This is a genomic window from Parafrankia soli (assembly GCF_001854695.1).
Taxonomy (GTDB): Bacteria; Actinomycetota; Actinomycetes; order Frankiales; family Frankiaceae; genus Parafrankia; species Parafrankia soli.
Genome location: NZ_MAXA01000080.1, coordinates 57,393 through 76,932, shown reverse-complemented (window position 1 = coordinate 76,932; position 19,540 = coordinate 57,393). Strand labels below are relative to the sequence as shown.

13 protein-coding genes are annotated in these 19,540 nt (G+C 72.2%); 10 read left to right on the top strand and 3 right to left on the bottom strand.

The genetic code is table 11. The features are described 5' to 3' along the window. The first annotated feature begins 783 nt into the window (after nt 1-783). The 6 genes from BBK14_RS08735 (at nt 784) to clpB (ending at nt 10,519) form a co-directional block, all read left to right on the top strand. Nucleotides 784-2,073, top strand: coding sequence for a nuclease-related domain-containing protein (locus BBK14_RS08735; RefSeq protein ID WP_071060930.1), 1,290 nt, complete (start codon nt 784-786; stop codon nt 2,071-2,073). Between the two features lie 790 nt (nt 2,074-2,863). Next, nucleotides 2,864-4,702: a molecular chaperone DnaK gene (dnaK, locus tag BBK14_RS08730; RefSeq protein ID WP_071060859.1), complete on the top strand. Its 1,839-nt coding sequence runs from the start codon at nt 2,864-2,866 to the stop codon at nt 4,700-4,702. Continuing rightward, on the top strand, nt 4,699-5,535 hold the full coding sequence (grpE, locus tag BBK14_RS08725) for a nucleotide exchange factor GrpE (protein WP_071060857.1): 837 nt from the start codon (nt 4,699-4,701) through the stop codon (nt 5,533-5,535). Before dnaK ends, grpE begins: the two co-directional genes overlap by 4 nt. A 171-nt stretch (nt 5,536-5,706) precedes the next feature. Next, nucleotides 5,707-6,885, top strand: a complete 1,179-nt coding sequence (gene dnaJ / locus BBK14_RS08720; protein ID WP_071060856.1) for a molecular chaperone DnaJ — start codon at nt 5,707-5,709, stop codon at nt 6,883-6,885. Then, nucleotides 6,882-7,502, top strand: a complete 621-nt coding sequence (locus BBK14_RS08715) for a heat shock protein transcriptional repressor HspR (RefSeq protein ID WP_071060854.1) — start codon at nt 6,882-6,884, stop codon at nt 7,500-7,502. Before dnaJ ends, BBK14_RS08715 begins: the two co-directional genes overlap by 4 nt. 404 nt (nt 7,503-7,906) lie before the next feature. After that, nucleotides 7,907-10,519: an ATP-dependent chaperone ClpB gene (gene clpB, locus BBK14_RS08710; protein ID WP_071060852.1), complete on the top strand. Its 2,613-nt coding sequence runs from the start codon at nt 7,907-7,909 to the stop codon at nt 10,517-10,519. A gap of 54 nt (nt 10,520-10,573) precedes the next feature. Here the strand turns inward: clpB and BBK14_RS08705 are convergent, their stop codons facing one another. Beyond that, nucleotides 10,574-11,374, bottom strand: a complete 801-nt coding sequence (locus tag BBK14_RS08705; RefSeq protein WP_235014468.1) for a hypothetical protein — start codon at nt 11,372-11,374, stop codon at nt 10,574-10,576. Between the two features lie 291 nt (nt 11,375-11,665). Here BBK14_RS08705 and BBK14_RS08700 point away from each other — a divergent pair, with 291 nt between their 5' ends. Continuing rightward, nucleotides 11,666-12,586, top strand: a complete 921-nt coding sequence (locus BBK14_RS08700; RefSeq protein ID WP_071060849.1) for a pseudouridine-5'-phosphate glycosidase — start codon at nt 11,666-11,668, stop codon at nt 12,584-12,586. A 20-nt stretch (nt 12,587-12,606) separates the two neighbouring features. Here the strand turns inward: BBK14_RS08700 and BBK14_RS08695 are convergent, their stop codons facing one another. Beyond that, nucleotides 12,607-13,446, bottom strand: a complete 840-nt coding sequence (locus BBK14_RS08695; RefSeq protein WP_071060847.1) for a hypothetical protein — start codon at nt 13,444-13,446, stop codon at nt 12,607-12,609. A gap of 396 nt (nt 13,447-13,842) precedes the next feature. On the opposite strand from BBK14_RS08695, the gene BBK14_RS08690 reads away from it, so the two are divergent. From BBK14_RS08690 to BBK14_RS08680, 3 genes are all read left to right on the top strand, one after another. Beyond that, a complete protein-coding gene (locus BBK14_RS08690) occupies nt 13,843-16,077 on the top strand; it encodes an MMPL family transporter (protein ID WP_071060845.1) in 2,235 nt (744 codons plus the stop codon). Between the two features lie 126 nt (nt 16,078-16,203). Beyond that, nucleotides 16,204-16,728: a PH domain-containing protein gene (locus BBK14_RS08685; RefSeq protein WP_071060843.1), complete on the top strand. Its 525-nt coding sequence runs from the start codon at nt 16,204-16,206 to the stop codon at nt 16,726-16,728. A gap of 66 nt (nt 16,729-16,794) precedes the next feature. Further along, nucleotides 16,795-18,204 (top strand): PH domain-containing protein, encoded by a 1,410-nt coding sequence (locus BBK14_RS08680; RefSeq protein WP_071060841.1) that lies wholly within the window; start codon nt 16,795-16,797, stop codon nt 18,202-18,204. A 59-nt stretch (nt 18,205-18,263) separates the two neighbouring features. Here the strand turns inward: BBK14_RS08680 and BBK14_RS08675 are convergent, their stop codons facing one another. Continuing rightward, nucleotides 18,264-19,355, bottom strand: coding sequence for a nucleotidyltransferase domain-containing protein (locus BBK14_RS08675; protein WP_071060839.1), 1,092 nt, complete (start codon nt 19,353-19,355; stop codon nt 18,264-18,266). Nucleotides 19,356-19,540: the final 185 nt, after the last annotated feature.

Below are 19,540 nucleotides of genomic sequence, written 5' to 3'. Positions count from 1 at the left end.
TGTTGACCGACGACAACCGGTGCCGCCCGGCGACGCGGCGAGCCTACCCGTACCCGCCGGTAACTTCCTGAGCGCGACGGCCGCCCCACCCTTGGCCATCAACGCGGAGCGTTCCGCTGCCACCGCGACCCGCGTGACGGCCATCGGGCCCACTCCGAAGCGCAAGCCTTCCCGTGACCGTACGACCCGCGACGAGCGGAGTGACCAGAGACACGTCACGATCACCGGACACGCATCACTCCCCCTCCGAAAGTCCCACAACGACACCATCCGGGGTGGCTCCCGGGGGCCATCACCTTTAGATCCCCCGCTCCCGACCCCGAACACCCCCGACCCTGCCACGACGTGGTCCGAGTGGGGCGGGATCGGGGACCTATTGGGCTGATCTTGCCCGGCGTGCCGGGGGGCCTGCTACTTTGAGTGGCAGACAACCGCCCGAACCACGACTCTCCGCACTGTCCGTTCTCGTCTGGCCACCCCACGAGCCCCAGGTGGGACCACATGGTCCAATCGCCGGGTGGCACGCGTTGTGGCACTCCGCCGGCCGGCGGCCTGTTGCTCGTGGATCATCCAGAGCGCTGATGTCAACTCTTGTGATGACCATGAGCCTCCCCGCACCATGGGGTGGGTGCCTCGGTCCGGGCGGTCACGGGATCACGCCGTGACCGGGTCGGGCCAGAGGTTTCAGCCGGCCGGCTACAGCGCTGTCGCGACGACGCCCGGCGCGCTCCGGAGAACGGTCTCCAACCACGTTGACGACCCCTGCGATCCATGGTGGGCACGATGGCGACGAGCACCAGGCCGGCGACGCCCCGGGCCGGGCGGCCCGGGTTCTCCCAGCACACGGAATACCTGCGCGCGCGAGAGAACCAGGCGATGGTCCGACGCGACCGCCTGGCGCGCGAGGTGCCGCGCGCGGCCATCCGCGCCGCGGTGGTCGGCATGGGCCTCGGCCTGGTCATCGGGTTCGGGCTCGGGCTGCCCGGTCTCGGCGTGGCCGTCTTCGTGGTCCTGCTCATCGTCTGGCCCGGTGGCATCGCCGTGGCCGCCTTCGGTGTCTCGCCGGACGTCGAGACCCTGCGCGAGGCGGCCGAGGCTGAGCGCAAGACCGCCCGCGCGATCTCCCGGCTCCGCCGACACGGCTATGTGATCATGCACGACCGGGCCGTCCCCTACTCGCAGGCCACAATCGGGCACCTGCTGATCGGTCCCGGCGGCGTCATGATCCTCGGCAGCGACACCAACAAGGGCATCGTCCGCTACACCAAGGGCGGTGCCATGGTGGACGGCGAGTCGCTCAAGCCCGCGATCGACAAGACCTCATGGCTCGGCGGCGAGGTGCGCAACCAGGTCCGCGCCGCCCTGCCCACCACGAAGATCCCGGTCTACCCGGTCCTCGTGATGGTCGAGGCGAGCGTCCTGTGGAGCGACGGCGCGCTGGACGGCGTCACGATCATCAGCGTCAAGGACGTCGTCAAGTACGTCCGGAGCAAGCCCGGCCGGCTCAACCCCGGGCAGGTCCAGCAGGTCCTCGCCGCCGCCCAGCGGCTCTTCCCGCCGTACTCCTCCAACCGGCTCGCCGAGCACGTCGTCGTCGACCGCGACCAGTGGCTCACCCTGATGGACGCCCTGCGCACAATCCGCGAGCGCGGCGGCGACGCCTCCGAGATGCTCGAGCGCCTCGCCCAGATCGAAGCCGACCTCGGCCGCCAGGCCGATCTCATCGACCGCGCCGGCATGCCCCTCGCCCGGGCCGCCGACCAGCCCGACGGCCCGACCGACAGCCCACCGCCCGCTTCCGGGACGGACACGGCGACCGACGCGATCGGCCTGCTGGACGTGGACGGAACAGGCACCGCCAAGTCCCTGGAGGGACCCCCGCGAGCCCGCCCCGGCGAGGGCCGGCGCGGCCGCATCCTGGCCGCCGTCCGCCAGCCACGGGGCAGCGAGTCCATCAGCACGTCGAGCCGGCCCCGCGGGGGCGACGGCCCGACGACGGCAAAGGGCGACCAGCCCCCCGCCCCCGGCGACGACCGCGCCCACCCGCCCTCCGGGCCCGGATCCGGGTCGTAGGCCCGTCCTGCCGGCGCGTCTCGGGCAGCACGGCGACTCGAAGAACCTGACAGCCCCGCGCCCCCGACCGGCCGCACAGCCCTGATCAGCGCCACCGGCTCACGCCCGGACTCCCATCCTCAAAGATCACCCCACAGCCCCTCCCGGGCAAAGCGTGGCGGTTGGGTGAGTCCTGGCTGTCACTGAGCCGCCGCGCTTTTCTGGATCTTGCTGCGCCGGGCGCTCCGGGGCTGTCCTGGCGCCTCCTCGCGGTGATCGGCGCCTGCCCTCAGGCCGCGCGCCCCGGAGCCCGAGGCGCCTGAAGCCCGAAGCCCCTGGTGTCCGAAGCCGCAGGATGCCCGAAAACCCCGAGACGCCAAGGCCCCGGCATACCCGTGACGCCGGATGCCCCGCGACCGGGCGGAAGTCGCGGCGGCACCAGCCCTGCATCAGGAGCGACGCCTCGACCACATAAGGTGATACTTGAGGTGTCCGACCCCGCAAGTCCGTCCGACGGAGCAATATTGAGTGGACAGGACTCAGGTTCGTCTGGTTATCCTAAGAGCGTCCATCCTGAGTCGACCGTACTCAAGTCGGCTCCGGGCGCGGGTGCGCGCGACCGGAGCCGGGTGGCAGCGAGAGACAGCAGCGCCACAGCCACACCGCCACAGTCGCACCACCAACATCCGCACCAACGCAGCCGCGCACACGACCGACGCTTCGGCGCAGGACGCAGTCCGGGGCTCACACCAACTAGGGCGTCCCGCCGGTCTCCACCAGGCGGGCCAGCATGATCGAGAGGCATACAGACATGGCACGAGCGGTCGGTATCGACCTCGGCACCACGAACTCCGTCGTGAGCGTGCTCGAGGGTGGAGAGCCCACGGTGATCGCCAATGCCGAGGGTTCCCGGACGACTCCGTCAGTCGTGGCCTTCGCGAAGAACGGCGAGGTGCTCGTCGGCGAGGTCGCCAAGCGGCAGGCCGTGACGAACGTCGAGCGGACCATTCGGTCGGTCAAGCGTCACATGGGCACCGACTGGAAGATGACGGTGGACTCCAAGGAGTTCACCCCCCAGGAGATCAGCGCCCGCATCCTGCAGAAGCTCAAGCGGGATGCCGAGGCCTACCTGGGTGAGTCGGTGTCCGACGCCGTCATCACCGTCCCGGCCTACTTCGACGACGCCCAGCGGCAGGCGACCACGGAGGCCGGCACCATCGCCGGTCTGAACGTCCTGCGCATCGTCAACGAGCCCACCGCGGCGGCGCTGGCCTACGGGCTGGACAAGGGTGAGAAGGAGCAGACCATCCTGGTCTTCGACCTCGGTGGCGGCACGTTCGACGTGTCCCTGCTCGAGATCGGCGACGGCGTGGTCGAGGTCAAGTCGACCTCCGGCGACACCCAGCTCGGTGGTGACGACTGGGACCAGCGCATCACCGACCACCTGATCAAGACCTTCAACGGCCAGCACGGTGTCGACCTCGGCAAGGACAAGATGGCGCTGCAGCGCCTGCGCGAGGCCGCCGAGAAGGCCAAGATCGAGCTGTCGCAGTCCACCCAGACCTCGATCAACCTGCCGTACATCACCGCGTCGGCCGAGGGCCCGTTGCACCTGGACGTCTCGCTGTCCCGGGCGGAGCTCCAGCGGATGACGCAGGACCTGATCGACCGCTGCAAGGGCCCGTTCCAGCAGGCCGTCAAGGACGCCGGCATCAAGATCAGCGACGTCGACCACGTCGTGCTCGTCGGCGGTTCGACCCGGATGCCCGCCGTCGTGGACCTCRTCCGCGAGCTGACCGGCGGCAAGGAGCCGAACAAGGGCGTCAACCCGGACGAGGTCGTCGCGGTYGGCGCGTCCCTGCAGGCCGGTGTCCTCAAGGGTGAGGTCAAGGACGTCCTGCTGCTCGACGTCACCCCGCTGTCCCTGGGTATCGAGACCAAGGGCGGCATCATGACCAAGCTGATCGAGCGGAACACGACGATCCCGACGAAGCGCTCGGAGATCTTCACCACCGCCGAGGACAGCCAGCCCTCCGTGCAGATCCAGGTCTTCCAAGGCGAGCGCGAGATGGCGGCCTACAACAAGAAGCTCGGCATGTTCGAGCTGACCGGCCTGCCCCCGGCCCCCCGCGGCATGCCGCAGATCGAGGTCACCTTCGACATCGACGCCAACGGCATCGTGCACGTGTCCGCGAAGGACCTGGGCACCGGCAAGGAGCAGTCGATGACGATCACCGGCGGCTCGGCGCTGCCGAAGGACGACATCAACCGCATGGTGCAGGACGCCGAGCAGTACGCCGAGGAGGACCGCCAGCGCCGGGAGGAGGCCGAGACCCGCAACCGCGCCGAGTCTCTCGTGTACTCGACGGAGCGGTTCCTGGCCGAGAACGGCGACAAGATCGAAGCCGGCGTGAAGTCCGACGTCGAGGAGAAGCTCAGCACGCTGCGCGGCGCGGTCGGCGGCAYGGACATCGCCGCGATCCGCGAGGCGGCGGACGAGCTGACCAAGGCCAGCCAGGCCATGGGCGAGTCGATGTACGCCCAGGCCGCGGGCGCGCAGGGTGCCCCGGGCGCTCCCGGAGCCGGGGCGGGCCAGGCCGACGACGACGTGGTGGACGCCGAGATCGTCGACGAGGAGGACAAGAAGTGACCTCTGCCCACGGCGAGCACCGGCTGGACGACAGCCGGGCCGGCGGGGACGGCGGCCCGGAGGAGCCCATCGTCAAGGACAGGCGGCGCATCGACCCGGAGACCGGCCAGGTCCGTGGGACCGCCGCCGGTGCGGCCGCCCCCGGCACCGAGCCCCTGGGCCCGGCCGGGGCGGGCCCGGCCGACGCCGACTCCGAGCTGGTCGCGTCGCTGCGCGGCCAGCTGGGCGAGCGGACCGCCGACCTGCAGCGGCTCAAGGCCGAGTTCGACAACTACCGCCGGCGCGCCGCGCGCGAGCGCGACGCCGCCGGTGACCAGGCCGTCTCCAAGCTGCTCGGCGGGCTGCTCGGGGTACTCGACGACATCGGCCGCGCCCGCGACCACGGTGATCTCGAGGGGCCGTTCAAGGCCATCGCCGAGGCGCTGGAGACCGCGCTGGAGTCGACGGGCCTGGAGCGGTTCGGCGCGCCGGGCGAGGTGTTCGACCCGCACCTGCACCACGCCCTGATGCACTCGTACCGGTCGGACGTCGCCGAGACGACCTGCGTGGAGATCTTCCGGGCGGGTTACCGCCGGGGGGACTTCGTGCTCCGGGCCGCGCAGGTCGCGGTCGCGGAACCGTCCGACGACAGCGGTGACCAGCCGTACGACGACGGGCCGGGCGAGGGCATCTCGGACCGGGTGACCGAGGTCGGCCTCGGTGGCGGGCATGACGCCGCCGAGGGTCAGCCGGCCGCCGGCGCGTCTCCCGGAAGGGAGAACGCTCCCCTGCCGGACGACACCGGCAGTGTTCCGGGTCCGGACCGCGGGGGACCGACCGTCAGCGCCGACTGAAGAGATGGCCTACTGAACCATGCCGATGGACCGTTCGCGTGCCTCCCGCCCGGTGCTCAGCGCCGGGCGGGACGGCTCGTTCCGACCTGACCGGCGGCCGGCTGGCCCTCGGCGCCCGGATGCTCCCGATGCCCGCGCGCCGGGCTCTTTCATGACGGAAGGAGGGGCGCCGTGAGTGTTCGCGACATGGTTGAGAAGGACTACTACGCCGCTCTCGGTGTCCCCAAGGACGCGTCCGCGGCCGACATCAAGAAGGCGTACCGCAAGCTCGCCCGGGAGCTGCACCCGGACAAGAACCCCGGGGATGTGAAGGCGGAGGCACGCTTCAAGGAGGTGTCCGAGGCCTACGACGTCCTCTCCGACGAGAACCGCCGGCGGGAGTACGACGAGGCCCGGGCGCTGTTCGCCTCCGGCTCCTACCCGGGTGCGGGTGGGCGCGGCGGCGGCATGGGCGGGTTCGGGACGCCGGGCGGCTACGGCCCGGGTGCCGGGAACCTGAACCTCGACGACCTGCTCAACGGCAACGGCGGCGGGCTCGGCGGGATCTTCGACAACCTCTTCCAGCGGTCACCGACCGGGCGCGCCCCGCGTCGCGGCACGGACATCGCGGCGGAGGTGACCATCTCGTTCGAGAAGTCGCTGACCGGCCTCGAGGCGACGGTGCGGCTGCCCGGGGCCGCCACCTGCGCCACCTGCGCCGGCATCGGGGCCCGCCCCGGGACGTCCCCCCGGACGTGCCCGGTCTGCCGAGGCCTCGGCGTGATCTCCCGGTCGCAGGGCGGGTTCGCGCTGTCCGAGCCGTGCCGCGACTGCCTGGGCAAGGGCAGCCTGATCGACCACCCCTGCCCCGACTGCCACGGCACCGGCCGCCGCGAGCGCGAGCAGCGCATCCGCATCCCGGCCGGGGTCAGCGACGGTCAGCGCCTGCGGGTACGCGGGCGCGGCTCGCCCGGCGAGCGCGGCGGCGCGGCCGGTGACCTCGAGGTCACCGTGCACGTGCAGAGCCATCCCGTGTTCGGGCGGGAGGGCCACAACCTGACGATCAACCTGCCGGTGACGATCACCGAGGCGGCCCTGGGCGCCTCGGTGAAGGTACCGACGATCGACGGCACCCCGCTGACGGTCAAGGTTCCGGCCGGCACCTCGAGCGGACGGCGGCTGCGTGCCCGCAACCGGGGCGTCCCGCGCCCCGGCGGGGAGAACGGTGACCTCATCGTGACGCTCGAGGTGACCGTTCCCAAGCCGTCCGAGCTCTCACCGAAGGCGCGCACCGCGCTCCAGGAGTTCGCGCGGGCGCATCCCGAGGACCCTCGTGAATCCCTGATAGCCCAGATGGAGGGACGGGCATGAACGCGCGTCCGAACCGTACGTCCGATCCGCCGCGCTCCCCGCGCGGCGCGGGTGCAGGCCCCGGAACGAGGGCTGCCGGGCCGGCGGCGGGCGGGGGCCCCGCCGGCATGGTGCCGCCGTCTCCCGGCAGAAACAGCCCCATGAACGGGAGTGGCACGGTGCACGACCCCGGTGCCACCTATTACCAGCCGCCCGGCCCCGCGGCCGGCCCGGCGCACGACGACGACGCCCCGGTGTACGTGATCTCCATCGCGGCGCAGCTCGCCGGGATGCATCCCCAGACACTGCGGTCGTACGACCGGCTCGGGCTGGTGACCCCCGGCCGTACGGCGGGCCGCGGCCGGCGCTACTCCGCCCGTGACGTCGCCCTGCTGCGCGAGGTCCAGCGCCTCTCCCAGGAGGAGGGCGTCAACCTCGAGGGCATCCGGCAGATTCTGCACCTTGGTGCCCAGGTGGTCGCGTTGCAGGCGCAGGTCCGTCAGCTGGCGGAGGAGCTCGCCGAGGCCCGGGCCGACGCGGACCGCCGGGTGGCCGAGGCCCACGCCAGCCACCGGCGCGACCTCGTCCCCATCGAGCGAGGCGCGGTCGTCGTCTGGCGACCGGGCCATCGCCGCTGACCCCGGCTCCACCAGACACAGAGTCCGAAGACCAGGTCCGAAGCCCGGTCCGATGCCGACGACAAGTCGGACACGGGTGCCGGTACCGGGTGCCGGTATTGGGCGCCGGGCCGGGCAGCGACGCGGCGTCGGTACCCGGACCGGCGCCGCGGTCGCCGGGCAGCTCATCCGGGCGCGGGCCCCGGACCCGTCCGCGTCTCCACAACAACGACACCCCGGCACCTGAAAGCCGGCCATACCGACGCATGTCCAGCAAGTTGAGTGGGAATGACTCAGGTATACTGAGCGTTGTAGCTGGTGGACGCAGTTCCACGCGATGTCGCGACCACCGAACCGCGAGATCGCGTGGGACCAGTGACTGAAGACCGCACGACATCGGATCGCCTCGAGACACAGGGATCGCCATGAACGCTGACCGTCTCACCGCCCGCTCGCAGGAGGCTCTGTCCTCCGCGATCAGCCGTGCCACCGGCGACGGATCGCCGCTCGTCGACCCGCTGCATCTGCTGACCGCCCTGCTCGAGGCGCCCGACGGTGTCGGTGCCGCCCTGCTGGAGGCCGTCGGCGCCCCGGCGGCGGACATCCGCTCCCGGGCGGAGGCCGCGGTGGGCCGGCTCCCCCGCGCCGCCGGGGCCAACGTGGCGCCGCCGCAGCTGTCCCGGCAGCTCGTCGCCGTCCTGAACAACGCCGAGCGCCAGGCCGCCCGACTCGGCGACGAGTACACCTCGGTCGAGCACCTGGTCGTGGCGCTCGCGGAGGAGGGCGGGGAGGCGTCCCGCATCCTCGCCGAGGCGGGCGCGACCCCGGACGCCCTGCGCGGCGCGTTCGACCGCGTCCGCGGCGGCGCCCGCCGCGTCACCAGCAGGGATCCCGAGGGGGCCTACCGGGCGCTCGAGAAGTACTCCATCGACCTCACCGCGCGGGCCCGCGACGGCAAGCTCGACCCGGTGATCGGCCGCGACACCGAGATCCGCCGGGTCGTGCAGGTGCTCTCCCGGCGCACGAAGAACAACCCCGTCCTGATCGGCGACCCCGGCGTCGGCAAGACGGCGATCGTCGAGGGGCTCGCGCTGCGGGTGGCCGCGGGCGACGTCCCGGAGTCGCTGCGCGGCCGGCGGATCGTCTCGCTCGACCTCGGCTCGATGGTCGCCGGCTCCAAGCTGCGCGGTGAGTTCGAGGAGCGGCTGACCTCGGTGCTCACCGAGATCCGCGAGGCCGAGGGCCAGATCATCACCTTCATCGACGAGCTGCACACCGTCGTCGGCGCCGGCGCGGCCGAGGGCGCGATGGACGCCGGCAACATGCTCAAGCCGATGCTCGCCCGCGGTGAACTGCGCATGATCGGCGCGACGACGCTGGACGAGTACCGCACCCGCATCGAGAAGGACCCGGCACTGGAGCGCCGCTTCCAGCCCGTGATGGTCGGGGAGCCGTCCGTGGAGGACACGATCGGCATCCTGCGCGGACTCAAGGAGCGTTACGAGGTCCACCACGGGGTGCGGATCACCGACTCGGCGCTGGTGGCCGCGGCCACCCTGTCCGACCGGTACGTCACCGCCCGGTTCCTCCCCGACAAGGCGATCGACCTGATGGATGAGGCGGCGTCCCGGCTACGGATGGAGATCGACAGCCGGCCGGTCGCCGTCGACGAGCTCGAGCGGGCCGTGCGCCGTCTCGAGATCGAGGACATGGCACTCTCGAAGGAGAACGACGACGCGTCCCGGGAACGGCGCGACCGGCTGCAGCGCGAGCTGGCGGAGAAGCGCGAGGAGCTCTCCGCGCTGACCGCGCGGTGGCAGCGGGAGAAGAACTCCATCTCCGAGGTCCAGAAGATCAAGGAGGAGCTGGAGAACGCCCGCCGCGCCGCTGAGATGGCCGAGCGCGACCTCGACCTCGCCAAGGCCGGTGAGCTGCGGTACGGAACGATCCCGACGCTGGAGAAGCGGCTCGCCGAGGCGACCGGCGCGCTCGCCGGATCGGACTCGCCCGGCGGGGCGATGCTCAGCGAGGAGGTCGGTCCCGACGACGTCGCCGAGGTCGTCGCGTCGTGGACGGGCATCCCCGCCGGTCGCATGCTCGAGGGCGAGACGAGCAAGCTCCTGCGCATGGAGACGGAGCTGCACCGTCGCGTGATCGGGCAGGACGAGGCCGTGCGCACCGTGGCGGACGCCGTCCGCCGCGCGCGGGCCGGCATCGCCGACCCGGACCGGCCGACCGGTTCGTTCCTCTTCCTCGGGCCGACGGGTGTGGGCAAGACGGAGCTGGCCAAGGCGCTCGCCGACTTCCTGTTCGACGACGAGCGGGCGGTAGTGCGCATCGACATGAGCGAGTACGCCGAGAAGCACTCGGTGGCGCGGCTGATCGGCGCGCCTCCCGGCTACGTCGGCTTCGAGTCCGGCGGCCAGCTCACCGAGGCGATCCGGCGCCGCCCGTACAGCGTGATCCTGCTCGACGAGGTCGAGAAGGCGCACCCGGACGTCTTCGACGTGCTGCTCGCCGTGCTCGACGACGGCCGGCTGACCGACGGCCAGGGCCGCACGGTCGACTTCCGGAACACCATCCTGATCCTGACCTCGAACCTGGGGTCGGTCTACATCGCCGACCCGACCCTGCCCCCGCAGGTCCGCCACGATTCGGTGATGGTCGCCGTGCGCGACGCCTTCAAGCCGGAGTTCCTGAACCGGCTCGACGACGTGCTGGTCTTCGAGCAGCTCGGCCGGGACGATCTGACGAGGATCGTCGACATCCAGATCGACCGGCTGCGCAGGCGGCTGGCCGACCGCCGGATCTCCCTCGAGGTGACCGACGCCGCCAAGGTCTGGCTCGCGGACGCCGGCTACGACCCGGTGTACGGGGCGCGGCCGCTGCGCCGCCTGGTGCAGACCTCGATCGGCGACCAGCTCGCCCGCGAGCTGCTGGCCGGCCAGATCAGGGACGGCGACGGGGTCGTGGTCGACGTGGACGGGCAGCGCTCGGCGCTGAGCGTCCACTCCACGGCCCGCGCGCAGGCCATCTGAGCACGCGCGGCCGGGGCTGGCCGGGACCGGTCGGCCCCGGCCGGTGCGGGGCCGTCACTGGGCGGCGATCTTGCGTTCCACCTGGCCGGTCAGCGTGGCGAGCAGGGCCGGATCCGCCGGCTGGAACGGGGTGACCAGGCTGATCGTCCCCTCCGCCCGACCGGTGAAGATCATGATCAGGTCGACGTAGGTGCGGAAGCTCTGCTGCTGCGCGGTGACGATGTCGATGGTGACCGTGATCCGGTCGGTCGCCCCGGGCGGCGGCGGTACCGTCTCCGTGCCGATCAGGGTGGCCCCGAGCTCGTCGGAGTCGAGCTCGTCGACGAGGGCCCGCCCGTAACACCCGGCGAAGCGGTCGAGCCGGACGATCTCCCGATGCCCCGCGACGGTGGCGGTGTCCGCGTAGACCGACGCGAAGGAGCGGAGATCCGCCCCGCTGGTGTCGTGGGTGAAGACGGGGCCGTCGGCGTCACCGGTCGACGAGGCGCCGATCTGCGCGTCGGTCGCCTCGGCGCACGTCGCCACCGCGCCGTCGAACATCGACGACGGTGCGCTGGCGACCGAGTTGGGGCCGCTCGCCGGCTGCGGCGGGTCCTGGCTGAATCCCGCGGTCTCCGGGCCGGCGGTGAGCACGAAGTCCGCCGCCGTCAGCGGCGACGGCGCTGGTGACGGCGTCCGCCGGCCGCCCGCGCCGTTGGTCCCGCCCCGGTTGACGTCCTCGACGCCGACGTCGGCCTCGGTCGAGTCGCTGCGCCGGTCCGCCCCGCGGGTCCGGGTGGAGCTCCCGCCGGTACAGGCGGTCGCGACGACGAGCAGCGCCAGCAGGCCGACGCCGGCCCGCAGGGCCATCGACATCCCGGGAATCCACGGCCGCCGGCCGGGGGCTCCCGCACGCGGTATTTCCGTTGATTTCATCGCTCTCACAACAAGAAGGGTACGTCGGGTCATCGCTGCGGATAACCCGTTAATACTGTCCGTCCAACGACAAGAAACCCTGCCCCGACCGCCGACGAATGGCTATCCGTATACAGAGTTTCGTATCGTGCAGCGTTGACGTCCACCGGCGACGACCCCCGCGAACCGCGAGCGGTGACCATCAGGCACCGAGCGGTCGGTGGTGCGCGGCACTACGCCTAGAGTTGGCGGATGATTTCACCCGGTCCGGGCCTGGCCGTCTCCGCCGAGGTCTCGGCGGCGCTGACTGCCGGCCGGCCGGTGGTCGCCCTGGAGTCGACGCTGATCGCCCACGGCCTGCCGCGCCCGCGCAACCGCGCGGTCGCCGTGGAACTGGAGGAGATGCTGCGCGAACGCGGCGTCACCCCCGCGACGGTCGCAGTGATCGACGGAGTGCCCACCATCGGCCTGGACGACGCCACGCTCAGCCGCGTCGCCGACGACCCGGCGGTGGCCAAGGCGTCCGTGCGCGACCTGCCCGCCGCCGCCGCACTGAGGCGCACCTGCGCAACCACGGTCGCGTCCACGTCGATGCTGGCCGCCCGTGCGGGCATCCGGGTGTTCGCGACGGGTGGGCTCGGCGGCGTGCACCGCGGGGCGGGCGAGTCCTTCGACGAGTCCGCCGACCTGCCGACGCTGGGCGGCACCCCGATCACCGTCGTCAGCGCCGGCGTCAAGTCGATCCTGGACGTCGGCGCGACCCTCGAGCGGATGGAGACCCTCGGGATCACGCTGCTGGGCTGGCGCACCTCGGAGTTCCCGGGTTTCTACCTCCCGGGCTCCGGCCACCGTCTGGACTGGCGGGTGGACGACGCCCGGCAGGTGGCTGGCACCATGGCGGCCCGCGACCGCCTCGGGCTGACGTCCGCGATCGTGGTCGCGAACCCGGTGCCGCGCGAGCAGGCGCTCGACCCCGGCGTCCATGACCGGGTGCTCGCCGAGGCGCTGCGCCGCGCCGAGGCGGGTGGGCTGCGCGGGAAGGCCGTCACGCCGTTCCTGCTGGAGACCTTCCACACCGAGACCGCCGGCGCGAGCCTGGAAGTGAATGTCGCCGTAGTACGGAGCAATGTGGCGGTCGCGGCCGAGATCGCGACCGCCTGGACCGCCGGCTGACCACTGGGCCAGCCGCGGGATTACTGGATCTGGAGCTTTCCGGAAATCTGGTCGGCGATACGCTGCAGATGGACCTGCGGCGGGGTGTTGTCGACGTTCGCGTAGTTGACCACAACCTCGACCTGCCCCTCGAAGAAGAACACGTTGTCCAGGACCAGGCCCACGGTCTCGCCGCCGGCCGTCACACCCATGGAAATGCGCAGTAGCCCGCTCGCCCCCGCGGGCGGGGCCGGAGACTCGGCGGCGACGATCTCGACCGTGGCCCCGCTGCCGGTGTCGGCGTCGAACTCCGCCTGCATTGTCTGGCCGAAGCATTCGGCGAACCGCGGATTGTTCAGGATCTCCAGGTCGGCGGCGACCTTTTCCTCGGTCACGATCTGCGCCGAGGACGACATCGTCACGAACTCGTCGACGTCGCTGGTGAAGTCCGGGCCGTCGGCGGTGTCCAGGTGCTCGTCGCTGAACTGCTCGGCGGGTACGCCGAGGCACTGCGCCACCTGGACCATGGTCAGGTCGTCGGAGTTCGACTGCGGGTCCGCGGGAGAGGCGGTGAACCCGGCCGTGATCGCGCCCTCGGTGAGCACGTAGTCCTCGGCTCGCAGCGTGGGCTCGGCCGGGGTCCGGGAGACGACCGGTGCCTGCGACGGGCCGGGCGGCGCGGAGGTCGCCGCGGGCACGATGCCCGCCGCGCCGCTCCCGCCGCTCCCGCCGCTCTGGCACGAGGCCACGACCAGCGCGGCGGCGGCCAGCGCCAGCCCGCCGCGGCCGGCACTCGCCGGTCCGCTCCGCCACGGCCGCGACGACCTCGGCGACTGCCGCGACCGCCACGGCCTCCACGATCCCGAATTCCGCACGTCCATCGTTGAACCCCCAAGAATGGCGGCCCGAGTCGAGTAGTCGGACCGTGAATTCCGCGTCATTGCGGTTGCCCGCCGCATTGGCAGCCCCATCCACGATGCCGCATAAGTACGACTGCGGACACCATGATTTCTGTCGTCGTAGGGACAGCCGGCGGCCGATCGGGGAGCTTGGTACCCCCCTTGACATGGCCGGGCGTTTCCACCATTCGCACCGCATCAACCGTTCGCACCCCGTCAAAGGCGGCGCGCGACCGATCGGACACGCGACCGATCAGACGCGGAGCGTCTCGGCCGCGGGCGACAGGCAGTGTACGTAGTGGCTTGGTGGGCGTCCGAAGCTTTGAGCTGGCAGCATCAGGAGGGATACCGGCGGGACACGGGAGGAGGACACGCCTGATGGGCCTGCCGCGTCCCGGTGCCACGCTCCACACGCGGCGGTTCCGCTGGGCGGTCGTCCTGGTGTGGCTGCTGATCGGCGTCGCCGTCAGCCCGCTCGCGTTGATGCTCACCGACGCCGAGACCAACGACGCGGCCGCCTTCCTCCCCGAGGGCGCCGAGTCGACCCGTCTGCTGGAGGCCCAGCGGCAACTCCCCGGCGGTGACGCCGTGCCGGCGGTGGTCGTCCTGGCCCGTGACGGCGGCCTGACCAAGGCCGACCTGGACGTCGCGACGACGTTGCGCACCGAGCTCGCCGGGTTCGCGGCGACGACGATCCCGGGAGTGATCCCCGCGCCGGATCATCGCGCGGTGATCATCACCGTCCCGATGCCGCAGACCACGGACGCCGACCGTTTCACCGCCGACGTGGCGCGCATGCGGACGATCGCCAGGCAGGCCGCCGCCGCGGAACCAGGCCTGGATTCCGCGGTCACCGGGCCCGCGGGCCTGGTCTCCGACACCTACGACGTGTTCGTGAAGATCGAGGGCGCGCTGCTGTTCGTGACCGCGTCGATCGTGGCCGTGATCCTGCTCGCGGTCTACCGAAGTCCGTTCCTGTGGGTCGTGCCGCTGCTGTCCGTCGGCATCGCCGACCAGACCGCGGCCGGACTGATCTACCTTCTCGCCGAGCACGCCGGGCTCACGGTGAACGGCCAGAGCGCCGGCATGCTGCGGGTGCTCGTCTTCGGCGCCGGCACCGACTACGCGCTGCTGCTCATCTCCCGCTACCGCGAGGAGCTGACCCGGCACGCCGAGCCGGCCACCGCGATGCTGGTCGCGCTGCGCCGCGCCGGCCCGGCGATCCTGGCGTCGGCGGGCACAGTGATCATCGGCATGCTGTGCCTGCTGCTGGGCGAGCTGAACTCGCACCGCGGGCTGGGCCCGGTCTGCGCGATCGGGATCGCGGTCGCGCTGGTCACCATGCTCACGCTGCTGCCGGCGGCGATGGTGGTCGGCGGGCGACGGCTGTTCTGGCCGTTCGTGCCGCGTCTGGGCCAGGCGGAGCGGTCGGTGGAGGCCGGCGCGTGGGCGCGCGCCGGCGCCGTGATCGGGCGCCGCCCGCGGACGGTCTGGGTCACCACCGTGGCCGTGCTGGGCGCGCTCGTCATCGGCATGCTCGTCCTGCCCGGCGTCCTGCGCCAGGACCAGGCCTTCCGCGACAACGTCGAGTCGGTCCAGGGCCAGCGCCTGGCCGAGCGGAGCTTCCCGCCGGGCGTCACCGCGCCCACGTTCGTGGTGGCGAACAGCGCGCGCGCCGATGCCGTGGCCGAGGCGGTCCGTGCGACTCCCGGCGTGGCCGCGGCGGCGGAGAGCGGGCGGACGTCCGAGCTCGTCCAGTTCCTGGTCGTGCTCGACGCGCCGCCGGACAGTCCCGAGTCGTTCCGGACGGTGGAGAAGCTGCGCACGACCGTGCACGCGCTACCCGGCGCCGACGCCCTCGTCGGCGGCAACACCGCCGTCAACCTGGACATCCGGGACGCGGCCGTGCGGGACCGCGAACTGATCATTCCGGTCGTGCTCGTCGTGGTGCTGCTCATCCTCGGGCTGCTGCTGCGTTCCGTCGTCGCGTCGCTGCTGCTCATGGGCACGGTCGTGCTGTCGTTCTTCGCCGCCCTCGGCGCGAGCGCGCTGGTCTACCGCTACGTCTTCGACTTCCCCGGCATCGATCCGGCACTGCCTCTGATCGGTTTCATCTTCCTGGTGGCGCTCGGCGTCGACTACAACATCTTCCTGATGACCCGGGTGAAGGAGGAGACCGAGCGCATCGGGCACGCCGCCGGTGTCCGCCGTGGCCTCGCGGTGACGGGCGGGGTCATCACCTCGGCCGGGGTCGTGCTCGCCGCCACGTTCGCCGTGCTGCTCATCTTCCCGCTGGTCCAGCTCGCCGAGGTCGGTTTCCTGGTCGCGTTCGGCGTTCTGCTCGACACGCTTGTGGTCCGCTCGGTGCTCGTGCCGGCGCTCGCACTGGACGTCGGCCCCGTCGTGTGGTGGCCCAGCCACCCGGAACACGCCCGGCCCGCCGGCCCAGTCACCGGCCAGCTCACCGGCCAGCTCACCGGCCACGAGACGCTCGCTGACTTCGGAGCGCTCGGTGTTCCCCTGAGCGCGATGGAGCCCGCGGCCGCGGCCCTCGACAGTGCCGAGGAACGCGCCCGAGCCGAGGAGGACGAAGGCACCGAAGCGAACCGATAAACAGGCCGCCAACAGCCCAGACGGTGCGGACACCGGGCCGGGGCAACGGCCCGGTGGTGGTTCCGCCGTGGCCGTCGCGCCGCGAAATGGCTCAGCGTGCCACGCGCAAGACCTTATGGTTGCGAGATGCACACAGCTCCGGCCGATACCCCTGGCCCGGGGTGGAGCTCCCATTCCTGGCGGATCGACCCCGGTAGCTGGCGGGGCCTGTCGCCGCAGCTGCGCCGCCTGCGCCGGCTGCTGCTGCTGATCGGCGCCATCCCGGTGATCGTGCTGGTCAGCCTGATCGGCGGGGCGTTCCTGGGGCTGCCCGGACTGGCGGTGGGGGCCGTGCCGACCGCGGCCACAGTGTGGGGCTGGCGCTCGATCGGCCGGGCCTGGAGCGCCTGGCGCTACGCCGAGCGCGAGGAGGACCTCCTGATCAGCCACGGCACCTTCGTCCGGAGGCTGGTCGTCGTCCCCTACGGCCGCATGCAACTGGTGGACGTCACCGCCGGACCGCTGGCGCAGCGGTTCGGCATCGCGCAGGTGCGGCTGCACACCGCCGCGGCCACCACGGACGCCGTGATCCCTGGGCTGTCACCGGTCGAGGCGGCCCGGCTGCGGGATTCGCTGACCGAGCGCGGCGAGGCCCAGGCGGCCGTCCTGTGACCGGGAACGTCCGGTGAGCGGGGCAGGGCTCGCGGGCACGGCAGGGCCAGCGACCAGGGCCGCGTTATGACGAGAGCCGAGCCGGAGCCGTCGGTCGAGGACGCGGCTCCGTCGCTCCAGCCGCCGCCCGCCGGTGCGGAGCCGGACGACGGCTACCACCATCTTCATCCGCTCACGCCGCTGCTGCGCGGTTGGCTGCTGGTGGTGGCGGTCGCCGTCAGTATTCTGAAGAACTTCGCCGAGGAACTGACGGTTCGCAGTGTCACGCTCACCCTCTCCGCGCTGCTGCCCGCAGCCTCGGCATACGGCTACTGCGCCTGGCGGTTCACCCGTTACCGCGTGGAAGCCGAGGATCTGCGGCTGGAGACCGGCCTGCTGATCAAGCGTGTCCGGCATGTGCGGCTCGACCGCATCCAGTCGGTGGACGTCGCCCAGCCGCTGATCGCCCGGGTGACCGGGCTCGCCGTGCTGCGGCTGGATCTCGCCGGCACGCACGACGGGGACGCGGAGGAATCCGGCACGAGGCTCAGCTACCTCTCGCTCGAACGCGCGAGGCTGTTGCGGGCGGAGCTGCTCGCCCGCGCAGCCGGCGTGGCGCCCGGAGCCGGAGAGGCACCCGAACGCCCGCTCGCGTACGTTCCGCCGCTACGCCTGGCAGCCGCGATCACGCTCTCCCCCGCACCGTGGCTGGCACTCGGCGCGGCCTTCATCCTGGTCACCCCGGCCCTGCTCACCGGCACCTTCGCCGGGTTCATCGCGGTCGCGCCCGCGCTGGTCGGAGTGTGGCGGACGACCTTCGACCGCTTCGCGACCGGTTTCCGGTTCACGGTGTCGGAATCGCCGGACGGCCTGCGCATCCGCGGCGGCCTGCTCGACCGCGCCCATCACACCGTGCCGCACGGCCGGGTCCAGGCGGTGAGCCTGCGCGGCTCGCCGCTGTGGCGCTGGCTCGGCTGGGTGGAGCTCCAGATCAACGTCGCCGGCGACGCCCGGAGCATGCTGCTGCCCGTCGCCCCCCGCGGGCAGGCCGTGAACGTGATCGAACGGCTGCTGCCGGCCGTGGACGTCGACGGCATGGCGCTGCCGCGCCCGCCGGGCCGGGCCCGGCTGATCGCGCCGGTCCGGTGGCGCCGGATGCGCTGTGGCGCGGACGACCGGGTGTTCGTCGTCCGCGGCGGAGTGCTGTGGCAGCGCACCGACATCATTCCGCACGGCAAGGTGCAGAGCATCAGGGTCGTGCAGCACCCGGCCCATCGCCTGCTGCGCCTCGCGGACGTCCACCTCGACTGCGCGGGCGGCCCCGTGCGGATCCACGCCCGGCTGCTGGACGTCCGCCAGGCGCACGCGATCGCGGCCGCGCAGGCCGAGCGCTCCCGGCTCAGCAGGGTCGCCGCCGTGCCGATCGTGACCGGCTCGCCGGCCTGGACGCCGCTGCGCCCCCTGTCCGGGGCACGCGACCCCGACGCGGTGCACTGAGCCACCGGCCGGCTACCGGCCAGGCGCCGCCGGTGATCAGCGGGCCCGGCGGGCCGACGTCACCCGAAGGTCGGGAACTCCGGGCCGAAGACGGTGCCCCACAGGCTGACGGCCTCCTCGTGGTCTCCGGCGCGCTCGGCCGCGGCCGCCTTGGCCGAGTAGGTGCGCGCCTGGCGGACGAAGGCGCCAAGATCCTCGAGGTCGTCCTGGCGAAGGTAGCTGGACAGGTCACCGCGGATGTCGGACGGATCGCCGACCACGAGGCCGACCTCGTCCATGTGCCGGAACACCTCGGCGAGGCCCTGGCGCGTGTTGAGACCGCGGCCCGCGAGCACCTGCCCCGCGAGCGCCTCGATGTGGAACGAGCGCAGGTGGCTGCCGCACACCCGGTTCCACGCCTTGAGTAGCCGGACCGCCGAGATGACCCGCGGGCCGAGGTCCATCGTCCAGCTCGCGTGCCGCTCCGGCCGGGTCGGCAGCCAGCCGCCCACCCTGTCCGGGATGACGTAGCCGGCGCGGGGGTGGTCGAAGGCCGGCACGAGGTGGACGTCCGGCGCGGCGTCGTAGACGATGCGCAGCGCCTGGCCGCGGGTGCCGATCGTCTGCACCCGGTCGCCACCGATGGCGTTGMGGACGCAGACGAGCAGGTCGCGAGAATCCCACCGGAAGCGCTTCCACGCGCTGTTCGCCGCGCTGAAGACCACGAAGATGTCCACCTCGTCGAGCGGACGGATCATCGTGTCGCGCCCGGCGGACCCGATCGTGGCCACGCCCACCAGGGGCAGCGCGCAGCGCGGCGGGAAGATCGACCGCAGCGCCCGCTCCGCCTCCGCCCGCCGGTCGTCGATCACCGCGCGGTCGTCGTCACCGAGCCGGACCATGTCGTCCAGCTTGGCGAAGGCGCGGGCAGTCGTGCCGACCAGCAGCGGACCGGTCATCGGGCCGGTCATCGGATTGATCGGAGACGCGCCGGTCACGGCGGGCCCGGGCGGCGGTGCCGTCGCCTGCTCGCCCGCGGGGAACAGCGGGTTCGGCTCCCCCGGCCCGGGCCCCGCCGGCCGCCGCCAGTGCGGCGGAATGATCAGATGGTCGTACGTGACCTCGCTCGACCGTGTTCCGGTAGGAACTTCCCGACGGGCATCCACGCTCATCGTGCAGACCTCCCAGGGCGCAGGTGACGCCGGACGTGCGGGCTCCCTCCCCATTGCGACGCGCCGCCCGCGGCCCGTCGCAGACGCCCCCGCCGGGGCCGGGCGGACCCGGCTACCGGTTGCGACATCGGTTCCTATGGTGCCCCAGGACGTCACGATCTGAACAGGGGGCCGTGGTATCGGCG